The following is a 16,844-nucleotide window of genomic DNA, read 5'->3' on the forward strand; positions in this document are numbered from 1 at the left end:
ACACGGGCCCAGGCTAGGACCACGGAGCCCATAGACTCCCAGGGCGCGCCAACCAGGAGCCCCGGGACACGCCGCCTCCTGGCACTCACGGTTCACTGCCCTTGGCACCAGCCGAGCCCCCTGGGCACGGCTGGCACGCAGCGGACCGCAGCAGACACCGTCAGGCACGCGCCGACCGGCGTCGTCGCCACCGGCTACCGACCCGCTCCACCCGTCCGGCCAGCTCCAGGACCCCCAGCGCCGCCGTGGTCTCACGGGGTGAGAGCCCGCAGGCACGCACAACCGCCTCGGTGGAGGCCGAGGAGCGGGCAGGCAGTGAGTCGAGGACCACAGCGCTGGCATGGTCGAGGCCGTCCAGCAGCCGACTGCTGCCCAGGGAGTGCTCAGCCTCCTTGAGCCCGTCGGGGTCCACCGTCCCCAGCGGGCACGCCAGCTCCAGGACGTCATCGGTGTCGGTCACGCACACGGCACCGTTGCGCAGGAGCCGGTGGCACCCGACCGAGGCCATGGAGGTAACCGGACCGGGAACGGCACCGACAGGACGCCCCAGGTCCTGGGCGTGGCGGGCCGTCGACAGCGCCCCGGAGCGCCAGGCTGCCTCGACGACCACCGTGGCCCGGGACATGGCGGCGATCAGCCGGTTGCGGGTGAGGAAGCGGTGCCGGGCCGGGGCGCGCCCTGGGGGGACCTCGGCCACGAGGGCGCCGGAGGCGACGACCGCCCGCAGCAGGTTGGCGTGAGCAGGCGGGTAGAACCGGTCCACTCCCCCGGCGCTGACGGACAGGGTGGTGCCACAGCGCAGCGCGCCCCGGTGGGAGGCAGCGTCGATCCCGAAGGCCCCGCCGGAGACAACGACGACGCCTCGACGAGCCAGCCCGGCAGCCAGGTCGGAGGCGACCTGCTCCCCGTAGCGTGTCGCTGCGCGCGCACCGACCACCGCGACAGCACCCGGGCCTTCCGGGAGGTCCGCGTCCCCACCTGTGCCACCGACCATGACGGCAGGGTCCCCACGCACCCACAGGCAGAACGGTGGCTGCTCCAGGTCGTCCAGCCCCGCTGGCCACCACCGCTGCCCCGGAAGGACCAGGTGCCCGCCCAGGCGCTCCAGGACGTCCAGCTCACGTCGTATGTCCAGGCCCTCCAGCCGCGGCGCCCACCGAGCCGTCGCCTGCGCCCACCTGGCTGCCGCTTCCGCCGGATCGCCTGGGGCGGGCAGGGGCGGGACGAGAGGCTCGCGTACCTGCCTGTCCTCGGTCAGCGCCGCCTCAAGCAGCCATCCCAAGGCCCGGCTGGGTCCCAGGGCTCCCACCAGGCGGGCGGCAGCGGGATCGGCAGGCTCAGCCAGGCGGGACCAGGTAGCCCGGGCCAGCCTGGTGTCGGTCACGTCATAGGGAAGCAGCCGGGCAGTCACGGCCGCGCTCCCCGGGTACGCAGGGCCAGCGCGGTCCCCAGGTGCTTCGGGGAGGGCGTGTCAGCCCGGTCGAGGTCGGCCAGGGTCCACGCCAGGCGCAGGACCCGGTCCACCCCGCGCAGGGAGAGGTCCCCACGGTCCATCACCCGCATGAGTCCTCGTGACACCTCCGGGCTCAGACCACCCTCGGGACCACGCAGGTAGGACCCCGGCACCTCCGCGCTGACCTGCCACGGGGTGCCTGCCAGGCGGCGGGCCGCACGCTGACGCGCCCGGAGCACACGTCGGGCCACGAGGACGCTGGACTCCCCTGTCCTGGCGGCGGCTATCTCTGCCGCGCTGTGGGCAGCGACCTCCACCTGGATGTCCACCCGGTCCAGCAGCGGCCCGGACAGGCGGGAGAGGTAGCGGCGGCGCTGGAGGGAGGTGCAGGTGCACTCCAGCCCCCTGCCGTCTCCCCTGCCGCAGGGGCAGGGGTTGGCCGCCAAGACCAGCTGGAAGCTCGCGGGGAAGGAGGCCCGACCACCGACACGGTCGATGGTGACGGTTCCCGACTCCAGGGGCTGACGCAGGCTGTCCAGCACGCCGGGGCTGAACTCGGGGGCCTCGTCCAGGAAGAGGACGCCCCGGTGCGCTAGTGAGATCTCGCCGGGGCGGGGCATGCCTGTGCCCCCACCGACCATCGCCGCCCGTGTCGCCGAGTGGTGCGGGGCGCGCAGAGGCGGGTCACTCATGAGACCTGACTCCGGGCTGAACACACCAGCCACGGAGTGGATCGAGGTGACGGTGACCGCGTCCTCCTGTCGCAGTGGCGGCAGGATCGTGGGCAGGCGCTCGGCCAGCATCGTCTTGCCGGTACCCGGAGGGCCTGTCAGGAGCAGGTGGTGCCCACCCGCTGCGGCGACCTCCAGGGCGTGCCGGGCCTCCTCCTGCCCGATGATGTCAGCCAGGTCCGGCTGCCGGGCAGGCGAGGGGGTCGCAGGTGCCCCAGACCGGCGGAAGGCGTGCTCGACCGAGCTGCTCACCAGGTGGGCTGCCCCCGCTGGCAGCACTCCTCCGTAGCGCTGGATCATCTCACCGAGATGGTCCACGGCCACGACCCGGGCTCCCGGGACCAGCCTGGCCTCGGCAGCCGCCCCCTGGGCCACGACAACCTCCTGCGCACCGGACTCCACGGCGGCGTGCACGGCGGGAAGCACCCCACGCACCGGGTGCACCGTCCCGTCCAGGCCGAGCTCGCCGATATAGACCGTGCGGCTCAGCATCTCCGAGGCGTCGCTGGTGAGCCGCCCACGGGCTCCCAGGACCGCCAGGGCCAGGGCCAGGTCCAGGCTGCTGCCCGACTTGGGCAGGTCCGCCGGGGAGAGGCTGAGCGTCAGCCGCTGCTCGCCCCAGGCCAGGCCACAGGTGCTCAGCGCCGCCCTGACACGCTCCCGGGACTCCCTGACCGCGGTGTCGGGCAGCCCGACCAGGGTGAAGCCCGGCAGGCCCTGGGTCGCATGGGCCTCAACCTCCACCAGGTGCCCGCTGAGCCCGGTCAGGGTCACCGCCAGCGTCCTGGCCAGGCCTGTCACAGTGCCACCCCCCGGTGGTGGCGCAGGAGCGCAGGCCGCCGGGAACGCAGCAGGACTGAGACGACGTCAATGCGTGTCCCGCCGTGGACGACACGATGGGTGGCCACCCACAGCGCCGCCAGGCTGCGTATCCTGGCGATCTTCCTCGCCCCCACGGCCTCGGCCGGGCAGCCACGGCCCAGGGAGGTGCGGGTCTTGACCTCGACGACGACCAGGACCGGTCGCTGTCGGGCGGCGTCACCGCGTCCCTGGGCGGCCTGCTCCTGCCCCGACGCAGGCCCCGGGTCGAGCGCGATGACGTCGAGCTCACCGCGCCTGCCGGTCGTCGGCCGCCAGTTGCGCTCCAGCACCTGCCACCCGGCGTCCTCCAGGTAGCGGGCGACCAGGTCCTCACCACGGCGTCCCACCTCAGCACTGTGGCCAGCACTGTGGCCAGCAGCGTCGTCGGCACCGTCGTCTGCGCTGTAACCGATGCTGTGGTGCAGAACCGGTGTCGGGCTGTGCTCTTCTTCTCCCTCCGCCCTCTCCTGCGGACGACGGACAGTGGTACGTGCTCCCACGGCAGCCTCCCTCCCTGAGTGGCCTGAGCATGGCCCACGGCGCAGGCAGCAGGTACAGGCGAGCCCGGCGCCTTGTGGACCGCAGTCCCACACAGGCACCTGTGGTGACCGGGCAGGCTCAGGGAGCGCAGGTGCAGGATTCGGGAGAGCCAGTCACCGGCCTGTCCCGGACAGCCTCAGGAGGGGATATCCATCTCCAGCTTGGTCAGCTCCTCGACGTTGACGTCCTTGAAGGTGACGACGTGGACGGACTTGACAAATCGGGAGGCCCGGTAGATGTCCCACACCCAGGCGTCCTCCAGGGCCAGCTCGAAGAAGACCTCGCCACCGTTGCCACGGACCTGGACGTCAACAGCGTTGGCCAGGTAGAAGCGGCGCTCGGTCTCCACCACGTAGGAGAACAGGGAGACGACGTCGCGGTACTCCCGGTACAGGGCCAGCTCCAGCTCGTTCTCATATGCCTCAAGGTCGTCGGCGCTCACCAGGCCATCATGCCCGACCGGTGGGCACAGCGGGCGCGGTCGGCCAGGCGAGTCGGTCGGGACTGCCCGCACCCCGAGGTCAGGACTGGGCACCGCTCAGCCCTGGCAGGCGCCAGCTGCGGCGGTGGTACTCGCTGGCCCCCAGCCGACCCAGCGCCTCCACGTGGGCTGCCGAGGCGTAGCCCTTGTTCGAGGCCCAGCCGTACCCGGGGTCCTCCAGGTCTGTCATCACCACGTCGCGCTCTACCTTGGCCAGGACGCTGGCTGCCGCGACGACGGCGCAGGTGGCGTCAGCCCTGGCACGCAGGTGCACGCGCGGAGCCTGCCAGCCCGGCCCGCGAGCCTGGTCGAGGTCGGTGTGAAGGTCCGTGTGGAAGGCGCTGTGGAGGTCAGTAGTCTCCCTGCGGGCAGCGGGCCTGAGCCCGCTGAGGAGGTCGGGGGGCTCGGTAGTGGCCCCGAGAGAGGCCTGGAGGCTCTGGGGATCCTGAGGACGCAGCCAGTCCGAGACCCCGTCGAGGATGAGCGCCTCCGGGGCGTGCCCGCGGGCGGAGACCTCCGCCAGCGCCCGCAGGCCCGCCAGCCGCAAGGCACCGGTGATCCCGTAGACGTCGATCTCAGCGGGGGTGGCGTGAGCCACGGCCCAGTCCTCCAGCCACTGGTGCAGGGGCTCGACCAGCGCCTGGCGCCTGGGCGCGCTCAGCTGCTTGGAGTCGGCCAGCCCCTGCGGGAAGGCATCAGGGGTCCCCCGGGAGACGATGGCCACACCGACGCTGACAGGCCCGGCCAGTGCGCCCCTGCCGACCTCGTCGACACCGCCCACCAGGGCCACGTCCACCAGCAGGTCACTCTCCAGGTCTCGGTCAGGCCGCATCCTGCCCCTTGCCGCAGGTGTCACTGGCCCTCCCCGGAGGCTACCGTCGGCTGGGGAGACCGGGAGGGCCCAGGAACGTCAGCAAAGACGCTGCGCCCCTCGTCAAGGCTCTCCCAGCGCTCCAGAGGCCAGATGACGTACCTGGCCACGCCGACGATGCTCGCCTGCGGCACGAAGCCTGCGTGCTCCTTGTCCTGGTGGTAGCGGGAGTCTGCTGAGTTGGAGCGGTTGTCCCCCATGACCCACACGTGCCCCTCCGGCACGGTCACGTCGAAGGCGGTCAGCGAGGCCAGCTCGCCCTCCTTGAGGTAGGTCTCCTCCAGGACGGTCCCGTTGACGGTGAGGACGCCCTGCCCGTCAGAGACGACGTGGTCGCCGCCCACGCCGATGACACGCTTGATGAGGTGGTGGCCCGTGTCCTGGGGCAGCAGGCGCAGGGCGACCAGCACCTCCTGGAGGACTCTGCGCAGGCCCGTGGGCCCAGTGACGTCGAGCCAGCCGCCCGGATCGGTAAAGACAATGACGTCACCACGCTCGACCTGTCCCGAGTCGTACATGGTCACCGCCACCTGGTCCCCGACACCGAGGGTGTCCTCCATGGACGCTGAGGGGATCGTGTACGTCTGGAGGACAAAGGTCTTGAACAGGGCCGTCACCAGGAGGACGGTGACGATGAGCCCCAGGCAGGCCACCGCGCGTGAGGAGCGCCGCCGCACCGGGACGATGACAGGAGCGGGACTACGACGTGGAGGGATAGACGGCGGCAGAGGCTGCCCGGCCACCCGCTGCTGGACACCGCCCTCGCGAGCCTCCTGGTCCTGGCCCTCGTGATCCTGGGCATCCTGCGACAGGCCCACGTCTCCCTCCCCCGCTGGCCTCATGGTCCTGGCGGCGGGTGCCCGCCGCCAGGACCAGAAAGGTCACGACTCGCGACGCTCCTTGATCTTGGCCGCCTTGCCGCGCAGGTTGCGCAGGTAGTAGAGCTTGGCACGACGGACGCGACCACGGGTGACGACCTCGATCTTGTCGATCGAGGGAGTGTGGAGGGGGAAGGTGCGCTCCACGCCCACACCGAAGGAGATCTTGCGGACGGTGAAGGTCTCGGAGACTCCCCCTCCCTGCCGGGCGATGACGACGCCCTGGAAGACCTGGACACGTGTCCGCGTGCCCTCAACCACCTTGACGTGCACCTTCAGGGTGTCACCCGGACGGAAGTCCGGAATGTCCCGGCGCAGGGACGCGGCGTCGATCTCGTCGATCAGGTTCATTGCTTCCTCCACACCCATGCCGCTGGTCACGAGTGATTGCCTCAGCGGTCCGACCTCCACGAGGCCGACCGGTCTCCGACGCCCCGAGCCGCCTGAGTGCAGGCCTCCCCAGCGGCAGAGGCGCTACAGCGCACGAGAGCGTGCCTAAGTGTGCCACACGCTGGAGACCGCCAGGCGGGAAGACCGTAGGGACGTGCCAGAGTTCACGCCCGAGTAGCACAGTTCGTCGGACCACAGCCCGCCCCTTGCGACCGCCGCCCCAGGTCCGGCCTGCACAGGCTGGCCCTGCGCCTGGTCCCCGGGCAGGGACGACGCCTGATGAGCCGGGACGGAGCGGAACACCTCCCTGCCCCCGCCCAGGCCTGTCCAGTGGGTGACCGGCCACTCCACCGCTTTGGCGACACCCACGACGTTGCTCAGGGGGACGAACCCCCCATGGGCGTCGTCGCGGTGGAGGCGCGAGTCGGCCGAGTTGGAGCGGTTGTCCCCCATGACCCACACGTGCCCCTGCGGCACGGTCACGTCGAAGGCGATCTCCGAGGCGGAGCGGCCAGGCTTGATGTAGGGCTCGTCGACCTCGACGCCGTTGACGCTCAGGCTCCCCTGGCCGTCAGCGACGACCCGGTCCCCGGGCATGCCGATCACCCGCTTGATGAGGTGGTGCCCCGCGTCCTGGGGAAGGACACGGATTGCCACCAGCACGTCCTGGACGACGCCCTGCAGCCCGGAGGGCTCAGTAACCTCCAACCACCCGTCGGGGTCGGTGAAGACCACGATGTCACCGCGCTCGATGTCCTGCGAGTCGTACATGGTAACGACCACCCGGTCCCCCTCGGAGAGGGTGTTCTCCATGGAGCCGGAGGGGATGATGAAGGACTGGAGCACGAAGGTCCGGAACAGCGCCACCAGGAGCACCGCGACACCGACATAGAGCAGTGTCGAGCCCCACCGCAGCGCCAGGGCGCTGACGGACCGCACGGGCTCGTTGGTGCCCCCACGGCCTCTGCGGGCACCTGGTGCACCGTCCCGGCGTCGGCTGCTGGCCTCCACGTGCTTCACAGCGCCCGTCACGCCACCGTCCACGTCACCGTCCACGCTGTCCTCCACCGCGTCTTCTCCTATCTCTTCCGTGGTCTCAGTGACGTTCTTCGTCGTGTCCTTCGTCGCCTCCGCTACAGCGCCCTGCGTCGTGCCCGCACCCTGCTCCTGCCTGCCCGCGAAGCTGCCGGGACACTCCCGGCCGCGACTGGCCGACATACCCTCGCTCATGACCGTGCTCCCGTCCCTGCCGACGTCACGCCCGGCCCTGTCCCGGGCTGAGGCCCCGAGCCCGTCCTGCCTCGCGCCTCACGGACCATGACGACGTCGCGGCACAGGCGTCCCCCGACGTCGTAGGTCCGGGTGCCGACCCGGGCAAAACCGGCATGCCTGTAGGCCCTCTGCGCCCGTCTGTTGGAGGTGCTGGTCCCCAACCACACCAGGTCCACGCCCCGCTGGGCGGCACAGTGCAGCACCTGGTCCAGCAGCGCCCGGGCCAGGCCGGACCCCCGCACAGAGGAGTCGACATAGATCTTGGACAGCTCGGCCACGCTGCGGTCCTCACCTACCGTGACGCACTCCGGCCGGGGATCCAGCCCTGCGGGCACACTCCCGTCCCGGTCAGCCTGCTCCTCGACGAGCAGGGCGTAGCCGACGACGCGGTGCCGCTCCTCTGGCTGGTCCACCAGCTCGGCCAGGACCAGCTCGGCACGGGGGTCCTCCACCCAGGAGGCAAAGTGGCTGCGTGTCAGGTTCGTGGCGATATGCGCCGCAACCTGGTCAGAGGTGATCTCCCGGGGGCAGGCGTCCGGAAAGGTCCGTGCCGCCAGGTCAGCCACGGCCCCGACGTCCTCGTGGCAGACGTGCCGCACCCGCGCCCGCACCGGGTGGTCAGCCCCCTGCGGCACCGCCCACCCGTGGGTGGCCAGGGCCGCACGGTCGGCGCCGTCGAGGGCGGAGGCCCCTAGCACCGCGACCAGGTCCGGGCGCCGCTGCGCCGTGCGGGCAATCGACTGGTCCCTGCGGAGACGACGCACACGGGCGTGGTCCCCCGAGACGAGTACCGGGTCAACCTCCAGGCCCCGCCAGGAGACAGGACGGGTGTAGGCGGGGTGCTCCAGGAGCCCGTCAGCCCCGTGGGACTCCTCCACCACCGACTCCGGGTTGCCCAGGACACCGGGAAGGAGTCGGGCCACAGCCTCGATAACCACCAGTGCTGCAACCTCTCCGCCGCTCAGGACGTAGTCCCCGATGCTCAGCTCACGGACCTCGACGCCACGCCCCCGGTAGTGCTCCACCACCCGGGCGTCAATGCCCTCGTAGCGTCCACAGGCAAAGGTGAGGGTGGCCGCCGAGGCCAGGTCCTCGGCGGTGCGCTGGGTGAAGAGCTCCCCCGACGGGGTGGGGACCACCAGTACCCGACGCCCCGGGGCCGGGCCAGCACCGTCCGTGGACGAGCCCGTACCGTCCAGGCCCATGACCTCGTCGAGCGCCTCGCCCCAGACGTCAGGGCGCATGACCATGCCCGCTCCGCCACCAGCCGGGGTGCCGTCCACCGTGCGGTGCCGGTCGTGGGCCCAGCGGCGCAGGTCGTGCACGTGCACCTCCAGGGTGCCTGCGGCGGCGGCCCTGCCGACCAGCGAGAGGTCCAGCGCCCGCAGGTAGTCAGGAAATATTGTCACCACGTCGAACCTCATCACTGTGCCTCCGTCCCGCCCTCCTCGGGGAACAGACCTCCTGGCGGGTCCAGGACGACCACGGCGGAGGCGGTGTCCACCACCGGGACAAGAGCCTCGACAAACGGAACAGAGACCTGGGAGCCCTCCGGGGTGCGCACCACCAGGCGGTCCTGGGCGACACCGCGCTCCAGGTCGACGACCTCGCCAAGGTGGGTGCCGTCAACGCGGCGTGCCCTCAACCCCACCAGCTGGTGGCGGTACCAGCCCTCCTCGTCCTGTCCGGAGGCGCCCTGGCCCCGGTCCGCCTCCTGGTCAGTGTCCACCAGCAGGCGCACTCCCCGCAGCGCCTGCGCCGACGTGCGGTCGGGGGCCTGCTCGAAGGCCGCCAGCCACCGCCTGCCGTCGCGGCGCAGCTGGGTGACTGTCAGCGGCCCTGCCTGCACGGGGTCCGTGGGCAGCACGGTCCCCGGGGCCAGGCGCCCCTGGGGGTCGTCGGTGCGGATGTCGAGTCGGACCTCCCCCCTGAGGGCGTGAGCGGCCCCGATGACGGCGACGGTGAGCAGCACCTGGTCTCCTGCCTGGTCGTGGTATCGGTCAGTGCCAAACCTACCGTGGTCTACGGACACTGTGGTGCCCGGCCCTGGTGGGGCCGGGCACCACAGTAAGAACGGACGGGCCGAGAAGGCGGAGGGACAGCAGCAGGGACGGGTGGGGAGGCGCCTGGTGCGCCGCGTCGCACAGGCCTGCTCAGCGCCGGTCAGTGTCAACCACGTCAACACGTACCGGGGCGTCGGCCAGCGCTCCCACGACCGTGCGTAGCGCCCGGGCGGTACGGCCGGAACGGCCGATGACCCGGCCGAGGTCCTCAGGGTTGACCCGTACCTCCAACAGGTCCCCGCGCCGCAGGGACCTGGAGGTGACGGTCACGTCGTCAGGGTTGTCGACGATGCCGCGCACGAGGTGCTCAAGCGCCTCGGCCAGCATCTCAGGACTCCTCGGGCGCCGCAGCAGCCTCGGCTTCCTGGTCTGCCGCAGAGTCGTCCCCGGCCGCCTCCTGCTGCGCCTTGGCCTGGGCCGCGTCAGCCTTGCGCTTCTCCGCGTCGTCAGCCGCAGCCTTGACGGCGGCAGCCCTGGCGGTGGCGGCAGCGTCAGCGTCCTTGACCTTGAGACGGCCTTCCGCCCCGGGCAGACCCTTGAACTTCTGGTAGTCGCCGGTGATCTTGAGCAGCTTGAAGACAGCGTCTGTCGGCTGGGCGCCCACACCGAGCCAGTACTGCACACGCTCGGAGTCGATACGAATCAGCGAGGGCTCCTGCGTCGGGTCGTAGAGACCGACCTCCTCAATGACGCGGCCGTCGCGCTTCTTGCGGGCGTCGAGGACGACGACCCGGTAGAAGGGAGCGAACTTCTTGCCCATGCGCTTGAGGCGAATCTTGACTGCCACTTGGTTGAACTCCTGGTCCTGGATGAGGTGGTCCGCGCCGGCTCCCGGTGGGGGCTGGCAACAGGCTCCGGTACGGGCCGATGACGCGGCTGGAGGCGGGAGAGGGCCGACCTGAAGCCGAGTACAGCCGGAAATTCTGCCAGAGCAGCGCTGACAGGCGCCACCGTGCGGGACCACGAGCCCCCCTCTCCTGGTGCGAGATCGCCCACACAGTCGTGGGCACGACACAGTAGTGGTGCCACGCGTGCCACACGGCGGGCATGACACCTGTCACGCCCAGGCGATGACAGGGCTCAGCACCGGCAGGTCGGCCACGAGCACATGCTGGCACCATGAGCATCTCGCGCCCTGGCACGCACAGCCCGGCCCCGGCCGTCCCGTCGTCACCAGGCGACCGAGATGCTTCTCTCACGCTCTGGGGGTCGGGGCCAGCGGCTTCCTGGTCCCAGACACCTTCACCTTCTTCACGTGCCGGGAGCAACCAACGGGCAGGGTGAGCACCTGGCCAGCGCCCAGGACCTACAGACATGTCACACCCCCTTGGCATAATGAGTGAACATGAGAAGCATTGAGCTGTTTGCCGGGGGTGGTGGCCTGGCGCTCGGCACGCACCTGGCCGGCTTCAGCACCGAGCTGGTTGCCGAGTGGAACCGCTGGGCCTGTGACACGGTGCGGGAGAACCAGAGGGCAGGCCACCCTCTCGTAGCAGGAGCCACTGTGCACGAGGGTGACGTGCGCACCATTGACTGGTCTGTGGTCCCAGAGGGCCTGGACCTTGTCTCGGGAGGCCCACCGTGTCAGCCCTTCAGTGCGGGAGGACGCGGGAGGGCCGCAGACGACCCTCGGGACATGTTTCCCGCCACTGCGGAGGCAATCCGTCGCCTGCGCCCCCGGGCCTTCCTTATCGAGAACGTGCGCGGCCTCACCCGTGCATCCTTCACTGACTACTTCTCCTACGTCCAGCTCCGCCTGGCCCACCCCGAGCTGGTGTCGCGGCCGAACGAGCGCTGGGGCGACCACTACGCACGCCTCCAGGCCGAGCACACCAGTGTTCGTTCTGACCTCCAGTACGCCGTCCTGCCCACCCTGGTCAATGCCGCCGACTACGGAGTCCCCCAGCAGCGGTGGCGGGTCTTCCTGGTCGGGTTCCGCTCGGACCAGGACGCCGAGTGGTCGTTCCCCCGACCGACCCACTCGGCCGGCGCCCTGCGGCTGGCACAGGACAGGGGCGAGTACTGGGAACGTCACGGCGTCGCAAGAAGTGAGAGGCGTAGCCTACGCGCCTCCATCGCACCCCAGGACGACGCACTGAGGCCGTGGCGGACAGTCCGTGACGCCCTCGCCGACCTGCCGAGTCCCGGAAGCAGCACCGTGCTCAACCATGTCCTCCAGCACGGAGCACGTACCTACCCAGGTCACACAGGCTCCCACGTCGACGCTCCGGCAAAGGCGCTCAAGGCCGGGGTCCACGGCGTGCCAGGAGGGGAGAACATGCTGCGCCACCCCGACGGCTCAGTACGCTACTTCACCGTCCGTGAGGCGGCCCGTCTCCAGACATTCCCGGACTCCTACATGCTCCACGGGCCGTGGAGCGAGGCCATGCGGCAACTGGGCAACGCTGTACCTGTCATGCTTGCCGAGACGATCGCGCTCTCGGTGCGCGAGCACCTCACCCTGGCCGATCTGAGACAGAAGGCGGCAACCTCTACAAAGACAGACAGAAGGCGGTGCGTGGCGTCGTGACCACCGAGCGCTTCAATCCCCTGGCCATGGAGTCCCTCGCCGAGTCAATCGTCCACCGACTGCTGCAGACCGCCCCGTCCCCCTTGGCTGACCTGCCCCGGTTCCAGGGGGCGGGGATCTACGCGATCTACTACACCGGGGACTTCCCTGCTTACGAGGTCATCCGCCGACGCAATATCGATGACGCGTGGTCACTACCAATCTACGTGGGCAAGGCAGTACCAAGAGGTGGGCGCAAAGGCCTTGACATCAGGCAGGAGTCGAGTAGTACCGCAGTGTGGAGCAGGCTCAAGCAGCATGAGAAGAGCCTACGGGCGGCAGGAAACCTCGACATCTCCGACTTCTACGCCAGATGGCTCATCATTGATGAGATCTGGATCGCCCTGGGTGAGTCAGCGCTACTGCGAGACCTCCGGCCCGTGTGGAACACCGTGGTTGACGGCTTCGGCAACCACGACCCAGGCCGGGGACGACACAGCGGACTGGTACCGCAGTGGGACACCCTCCACCCAGGGCGCGACTGGGCGCAGAGACTGGCCCCGAGAGAAGCCGGCGCGGCTGAACGCATCACCTCCGACATCGTCCAGTACCTCGCCTCACGTCACACCTGACTTAGGTCCAGGCTTAGAGATGGCAGAAACATCCCGGTGGATCGCCCGTTGTGTTGGTAACCCCCGTTGATCTGAGAATGATCATTTTGAGCATGAGTGCACTGCGCCTGTCTGCCTGATGGTCGGGTGCTAGCAGCCGCTGGCAAGGGGACAGCCCTGCCACCAGGCAGTAAGGTTCGGACGAACGTCGGTGCGAGACCAGCTTCCGCCAGCTTATGAGACGGCACAGGACGATGGATAATGCGGACATCGAAAGCCCCGCTGGCACCGATCGAGAGTGGGGATGACCAATGGGAGCGCGACCTGGCCGCTAGTAGCAGGACGCTGCCCAGCAGCAAAACCAGGTCAACAGACACACCTAGTTTCTTTACGCTCTGCCCAACCGACACGTTTCCACGCCATGCTCCGAGAGCATCCCCTACAGCCCCAGCATGCCCAGCTACCCACCACCGCCAGGTACAGGCAGTGCTGCGACTGGCCGCACGGGGCGGCGACGCCCGGGAGATCGCCATGGCGCTCCACCTCGGCCAGGGAACCGTGCGCAACTACCTCTCCAGCGCCATCGCCAAGACGCACGCCCGCAACCGCACCGAGGCAGCCCGCACCGCTGAGACCAACGGGTGGCTGTGACACAGGTTGCTGTGGGCGGCCGAATGAGCCGAGGCCGTCAAACCTCCACCAACAAACCTCCACCAACAAACCTCCACCAACAGCACTGCTGCAACCGGTCTCCTCAGGTGCCACAGGGACGCTCCGGGTCGCCGTCGAAACTGGCGTCGTCACACATGGAGGCATGAGGACGAAGCGACTCGGCGGCAGCCAGGAACCACGCCTCGTACTCCCGCACCGCCACAGCGACAACCGCCTGAATCCCGCCCAAGGCCTCTAAGGTCAGGCGCCGAACCTTCTGCGGATCATCGTCATCGGCGTCGTACAAGACGACGACGACACCACCCTGACCGGCTCTCAGCCGCTGCATGCGCACCGCTGTCGCCACCTTGCTGCCCGTCATCTCGGCTCGAGGCAGCCGGTGCGGCTGGGTGGTCCTCACACCGTAATGACCATGCTCCTCGGCGATACGGCGGATGAGCACAGGGAGGGCACTGACCTCACCATGCCCCTCAACCACGGCTCCCACACAGGGAGTCATGAGGCGACCACCTCACGCACCTCGGGATGGAGCTGGTCAGCACGCAGAAGCTCACCGGCAGTGAACAGCGACTCCTTGAGAGCCATACGAGAGGCCTCGTCGGGTCGGCTGACCTCGGTGGTACCCTCGACCGACCTGACCGCAAGGAGCTCGTCAGGGCGGATCGACGCGGAGTCAAGAAGGTCCGGGCTGTGAGTAGTGAGCAGGACCTGCCGCCGCTCAGAGGCGTCACGGATCGCGTCAAGAAGCACCCCGGCTGCGGCAGGGTGCAGCGCTGTCTCGGGCTCCTCCACCCCCACGGCGGACAGGGTGGTGTCAGCTCCGGCGAACAGGGCGACCAGCACGCCCAGTGCGCGCAGAGTCCCGTCGCTCACCGACGTCGCCTGGAAGGACCATGGGGCCGACGCACCCTGTACCCTCTGCTGGAACTCCAGGGTCTCCCAGCGCGCGACCGCGAGGCGTCGCACCGACTCGACACCCGGGACGATCGAGTGCAGGTAGTCCTCGATCCTGCGCTTGACCTCCGGTCTTGCACGATCAAGGCGCTCAATGACGGAGGCGATGTTCGAGCCGTCACGTCGCAGCAGATCACCTGGGTCAGGTGCGACAGGTCGCCGCATGGCCTCAGGGGACGGGCTGAACACCTCCATGGCGGACAGCCCGTCGTACACAGGCCGGAAGACCTCAATGCCCGACAGGGAGACCAGAGCCAGCCTGTCGGCAGACAGGCGCGGGAGACGGTCCTCCGAGGTCGAGACCACCTCTCCACCCCGGATCTCATAGTAGTGCCTCCCACCGCCGGGCTCCGTCGAGGTGATGGTGCAGGACTCCTTTGCCACACGGAACCCGCCACCGGATACCGCCCCGACCTGAAGTTCGTAGGTCCCCTCCGCACCACCTGTGGACTCCAGGAAGTCGATCGTGGCCGTGAAGCTGGTGGGGCGGCCGGTCGAGCGTCTCCGGACCTCCTTGACTCCGCCACGGTCCCTGAGAGCGTTGTCAAGGGTCTCGCCGAGGGCCTGCCGGACGAGCCTCAGCGAGTCCAGCACTTCGACTTGCCAGACCCGTTGGGGCCCACCAGCATGGTGACTTGTCCCAGCTCAAGGTTCCACGAGCGGATACTGCGGTAGTTCCTTAACTTCAGGCGACTCAGCCTGAACCTGGAGAACGTGGAGCCGGTCATGTGCCCAGGTTATATGACTCCCGCCTCCACTCAGCCCAGCCCCATGTGGCGGCGCAGGTCCTCTGGGAGCGCGGCGAGCGCCTGAGCCGGGTCAGCAGGCTCGCTGGCTGCCTCCTGCGTGCCAGAGTCAGGCATGATCCCGTAGGAGCCCGCCTCGCCCCCGCCTACGCCGAACGCGGCACCAGCAGCCGGGGCGGCCTGAGCCGCCTGGGACCTGCTGGCCGCCACCTCCCTGGCCTGGCGGGCCGCCTTGGCCGGGTTGCCGGAGCGCCCCTTCTTCCCGCCCTTGCCCTTCTTCCGGGAACGGGGGGCCTGGCGGCCCTTGGAGTGCTTGCCGCTGGAGGGCATGGCGCCCGCTCCCGGCAGGCCACCAGCACCGAGTGCCCCTGCCCCGCCGCCACTGGCGGCCATGGACTCCATCATCCTCTTGGCGGCCTCGAACCGGTCCACCAGCTCGTTGACGGCCTGGACGGTGGTACCTGAGCCCTTGGCGATACGTGAGCGGCGTGAGCCGTTGAGGATCGACAGGTCCTTGCGCTCCGCAGGGGTCATGGAGCACACGATCGCCTCGATCCGGTCTACCTCCCGCTCGTCGAAGCTCTCCAGGGCCTCACGCATCTGGCCCATGCCGGGCATCATGCCCAGCAGCTTCTTCATCGATCCCATCCTGCGGATCTGGCGCAGCTGGGAGAGGAAGTCCTCCAGGGTGAAGGTCCCCGAGGCCAGCTTGGCGGCGGCGTCCTCAGCCTCCTTCTGGTCAAGGGTGCGCTCCGCCTGCTCAATGAGGGTGAGGAGGTCCCCCATGTCCAGGATGCGCGAGGCCATCCGGTCGGCGTGGAAGCGCTCGAAGTCCCCCAGCCCCTCACCGGTGGAGGAGAAGAGCACAGGAGCCCCAGTCACCCCCCGCACCGACAGGGCGGCACCGCCGCGGGCGTCGCCGTCGAGCTTGGACAAGACCACGCCGGTGAAGCCCACGCCGTCACGGAAGGCGACCGAGGTGTTGACCGCGTCCTGGCCCACCATGGCGTCCAGGACGAAGAGGATCTCGTGGGGGTCCACGGCGTCACGGATGCGGACCGCCTGGTCCATCATCTCCGCGTCCACGCCCAGGCGCCCAGCGGTGTCCACCACGACGACGTCGTAACCCTGCTCACGTGCCCGCTGCACACCGGAGCGGGCCACGGCCACCGGGTCGCCCACCCCGTTGCCAGGCTCGGGCGCCCACACGTGGACGCCCGCCCGCTGGGCCATGACGCTCAGCTGGGTGACGGCGTTGGGACGCTGCAGGTCGGAGGCCACCAGGAGGACCCGCCTGCCCTGGTCGCGCAGCCAGCGTCCCAGCTTTCCCGCCAGGGTGGTCTTGCCCGCGCCCTGGAGGCCCGCCAGCATGATGATCGTGGGGCCGCTGGGTGCCCAGTGGATCTCCCGGGTCTGCCCGCCCAGGACCTCGACCAGCTCGTCGTTGACGATCTTGACGACCTGCTGGGCCGGGTTGAGCGCCTGGGAGCGAGCCGCGTCAGTCGCCTTCTCGCGCACCGCTGCCGTGAAGGAGCGCACCACCGGCAGGGCGACGTCAGCCTCCAGCAGTGCCCGCCGGATCTCTGAGACGGTCTCGTTGACGTCCGCCTCGGAGAGGCGGCCCTTGCCGCGCAGCGAGCTGAAGGAGGCGGTGAGCCGGTCGGAGAGGTTGCCGAACACGTGGGGTCCTTCCTGGCGCACCGGGCGCCGGGGTCGTTGCTTGCCCGGCCGTGCGCGCCCACCACGGACAAAGGCGCGACCCAGCGCACGGAGCCGGCCGGGACGGGCTGCGCACCAGGATAGCGGGCAGAC

The 16,844-nt window shown here is 69.7% G+C and carries 18 protein-coding genes and 1 pseudogene; 3 read left to right on the forward strand and 16 right to left on the reverse strand.

The annotated features are described in order from the left end of the window. Positions 1-160: 160 nt before the first annotated feature. The 12 genes from dprA to rpsP all read right to left on the reverse strand — a co-directional run bounded on the left by dprA (position 161) and on the right by rpsP (position 10,327). Entirely contained in the window at positions 161-1,411 is a 1,251-nt protein-coding gene (gene dprA, locus CWS50_RS07680; protein ID WP_127842317.1) for a DNA-processing protein DprA, read from the reverse strand. Next, positions 1,408-2,985, reverse strand: a complete 1,578-nt coding sequence (locus tag CWS50_RS07685) for a YifB family Mg chelatase-like AAA ATPase (RefSeq protein WP_127842318.1) — start codon at positions 2,983-2,985, stop codon at positions 1,408-1,410. The genes dprA and CWS50_RS07685 overlap by 4 nt, the downstream gene beginning before the upstream one ends. Beyond that, a complete protein-coding gene (locus CWS50_RS07690) occupies positions 2,982-3,545 on the reverse strand; it encodes a YraN family protein (protein WP_243118237.1) in 564 nt (187 codons plus the stop codon). The genes CWS50_RS07685 and CWS50_RS07690 overlap by 4 nt, the downstream gene beginning before the upstream one ends. Before the next feature lie 176 nt (positions 3,546-3,721). Continuing rightward, the gene (locus CWS50_RS07695) at positions 3,722-4,027 is read right to left on the reverse strand and encodes a DUF2469 domain-containing protein (protein ID WP_119835714.1); all 306 of its coding nucleotides are present in this window, start codon (positions 4,025-4,027) and stop codon (positions 3,722-3,724) included. 79 nt (positions 4,028-4,106) lie between these two features. Further along, complete coding sequence (locus CWS50_RS07700) at positions 4,107-4,898, reverse strand: ribonuclease HII (protein WP_127842319.1); 792 nt, start codon at positions 4,896-4,898, stop codon at positions 4,107-4,109. A gap of 20 nt (positions 4,899-4,918) precedes the next feature. Next, the gene (gene lepB / locus CWS50_RS07705) at positions 4,919-5,779 is read right to left on the reverse strand and encodes a signal peptidase I (RefSeq protein ID WP_127842320.1); all 861 of its coding nucleotides are present in this window, start codon (positions 5,777-5,779) and stop codon (positions 4,919-4,921) included. A 39-nt stretch (positions 5,780-5,818) separates the two neighbouring features. Then, positions 5,819-6,166: a 50S ribosomal protein L19 gene (rplS, locus tag CWS50_RS07710; RefSeq protein WP_127842321.1), complete on the reverse strand. Its 348-nt coding sequence runs from the start codon at positions 6,164-6,166 to the stop codon at positions 5,819-5,821. Between the two features lie 144 nt (positions 6,167-6,310). Further along, positions 6,311-7,435 carry a signal peptidase I gene (gene lepB, locus CWS50_RS07715; protein WP_243118238.1) on the reverse strand — a complete coding sequence of 375 codons (1,125 nt, stop codon included), beginning with the start codon at positions 7,433-7,435 and terminating at the stop codon, positions 6,311-6,313. Then, positions 7,432-8,901, reverse strand: a complete 1,470-nt coding sequence (gene trmD / locus CWS50_RS07720; RefSeq protein WP_127842322.1) for a tRNA (guanosine(37)-N1)-methyltransferase TrmD — start codon at positions 8,899-8,901, stop codon at positions 7,432-7,434. The genes lepB (CWS50_RS07715) and trmD overlap by 4 nt, the downstream gene beginning before the upstream one ends. After that, positions 8,901-9,449: a ribosome maturation factor RimM gene (gene rimM / locus CWS50_RS07725; protein WP_127842323.1), complete on the reverse strand. Its 549-nt coding sequence runs from the start codon at positions 9,447-9,449 to the stop codon at positions 8,901-8,903. The genes trmD and rimM overlap by 1 nt, the downstream gene beginning before the upstream one ends. Before the next feature lie 181 nt (positions 9,450-9,630). Then, a complete protein-coding gene (locus CWS50_RS07730) occupies positions 9,631-9,867 on the reverse strand; it encodes an RNA-binding protein (RefSeq protein WP_119835719.1) in 237 nt (78 codons plus the stop codon). Between the two features lies 1 nt (position 9,868). Beyond that, positions 9,869-10,327 carry a 30S ribosomal protein S16 gene (gene rpsP, locus CWS50_RS07735; protein WP_127842324.1) on the reverse strand — a complete coding sequence of 153 codons (459 nt, stop codon included), beginning with the start codon at positions 10,325-10,327 and terminating at the stop codon, positions 9,869-9,871. A gap of 558 nt (positions 10,328-10,885) precedes the next feature. Between rpsP and CWS50_RS07740 the strand changes: the two genes are divergently transcribed. The 3 genes and pseudogenes from CWS50_RS07740 to CWS50_RS07750 all read left to right on the forward strand — a co-directional run. Continuing rightward, the gene (locus CWS50_RS07740; RefSeq protein WP_127842325.1) at positions 10,886-12,070 is read left to right on the forward strand and encodes a DNA cytosine methyltransferase; all 1,185 of its coding nucleotides are present in this window, start codon (positions 10,886-10,888) and stop codon (positions 12,068-12,070) included. Further along, the gene (locus CWS50_RS07745; protein ID WP_243118239.1) at positions 12,067-12,681 is read left to right on the forward strand and encodes an Eco29kI family restriction endonuclease; all 615 of its coding nucleotides are present in this window, start codon (positions 12,067-12,069) and stop codon (positions 12,679-12,681) included. The genes CWS50_RS07740 and CWS50_RS07745 overlap by 4 nt, the downstream gene beginning before the upstream one ends. 465 nt (positions 12,682-13,146) lie before the next feature. Beyond that, positions 13,147-13,311: pseudogene (locus CWS50_RS07750) on the forward strand (response regulator transcription factor); the annotation flags it as partial. 103 nt (positions 13,312-13,414) lie between these two features. Here the strand turns inward: CWS50_RS07750 and CWS50_RS07755 are convergent. Genes CWS50_RS07755 through ffh form a run of 4 tightly spaced genes read right to left on the reverse strand, consistent with a single transcriptional unit; the run spans position 13,415 to position 16,712 of the window. After that, complete coding sequence (locus CWS50_RS07755) at positions 13,415-13,831, reverse strand: DUF4276 family protein (RefSeq protein ID WP_127842326.1); 417 nt, start codon at positions 13,829-13,831, stop codon at positions 13,415-13,417. Beyond that, the gene (locus CWS50_RS07760; protein WP_206610387.1) at positions 13,828-14,880 is read right to left on the reverse strand and encodes an AAA family ATPase; all 1,053 of its coding nucleotides are present in this window, start codon (positions 14,878-14,880) and stop codon (positions 13,828-13,830) included. Before CWS50_RS07760 ends, CWS50_RS07755 begins: the two co-directional genes overlap by 4 nt. Then, on the reverse strand, positions 14,865-15,014 hold the full coding sequence (locus CWS50_RS13210; protein ID WP_206610388.1) for an AAA family ATPase: 150 nt from the start codon (positions 15,012-15,014) through the stop codon (positions 14,865-14,867). Before CWS50_RS13210 ends, CWS50_RS07760 begins: the two co-directional genes overlap by 16 nt. A gap of 30 nt (positions 15,015-15,044) precedes the next feature. Beyond that, positions 15,045-16,712 (reverse strand): signal recognition particle protein, encoded by a 1,668-nt coding sequence (gene ffh / locus CWS50_RS07765; protein WP_127842327.1) that lies wholly within the window; start codon positions 16,710-16,712, stop codon positions 15,045-15,047. Positions 16,713-16,844: the final 132 nt, after the last annotated feature.

Source organism: Actinomyces wuliandei, assembly GCF_004010955.1.
Lineage (GTDB): Bacteria > Actinomycetota > Actinomycetes > Actinomycetales > Actinomycetaceae > Actinomyces > Actinomyces wuliandei.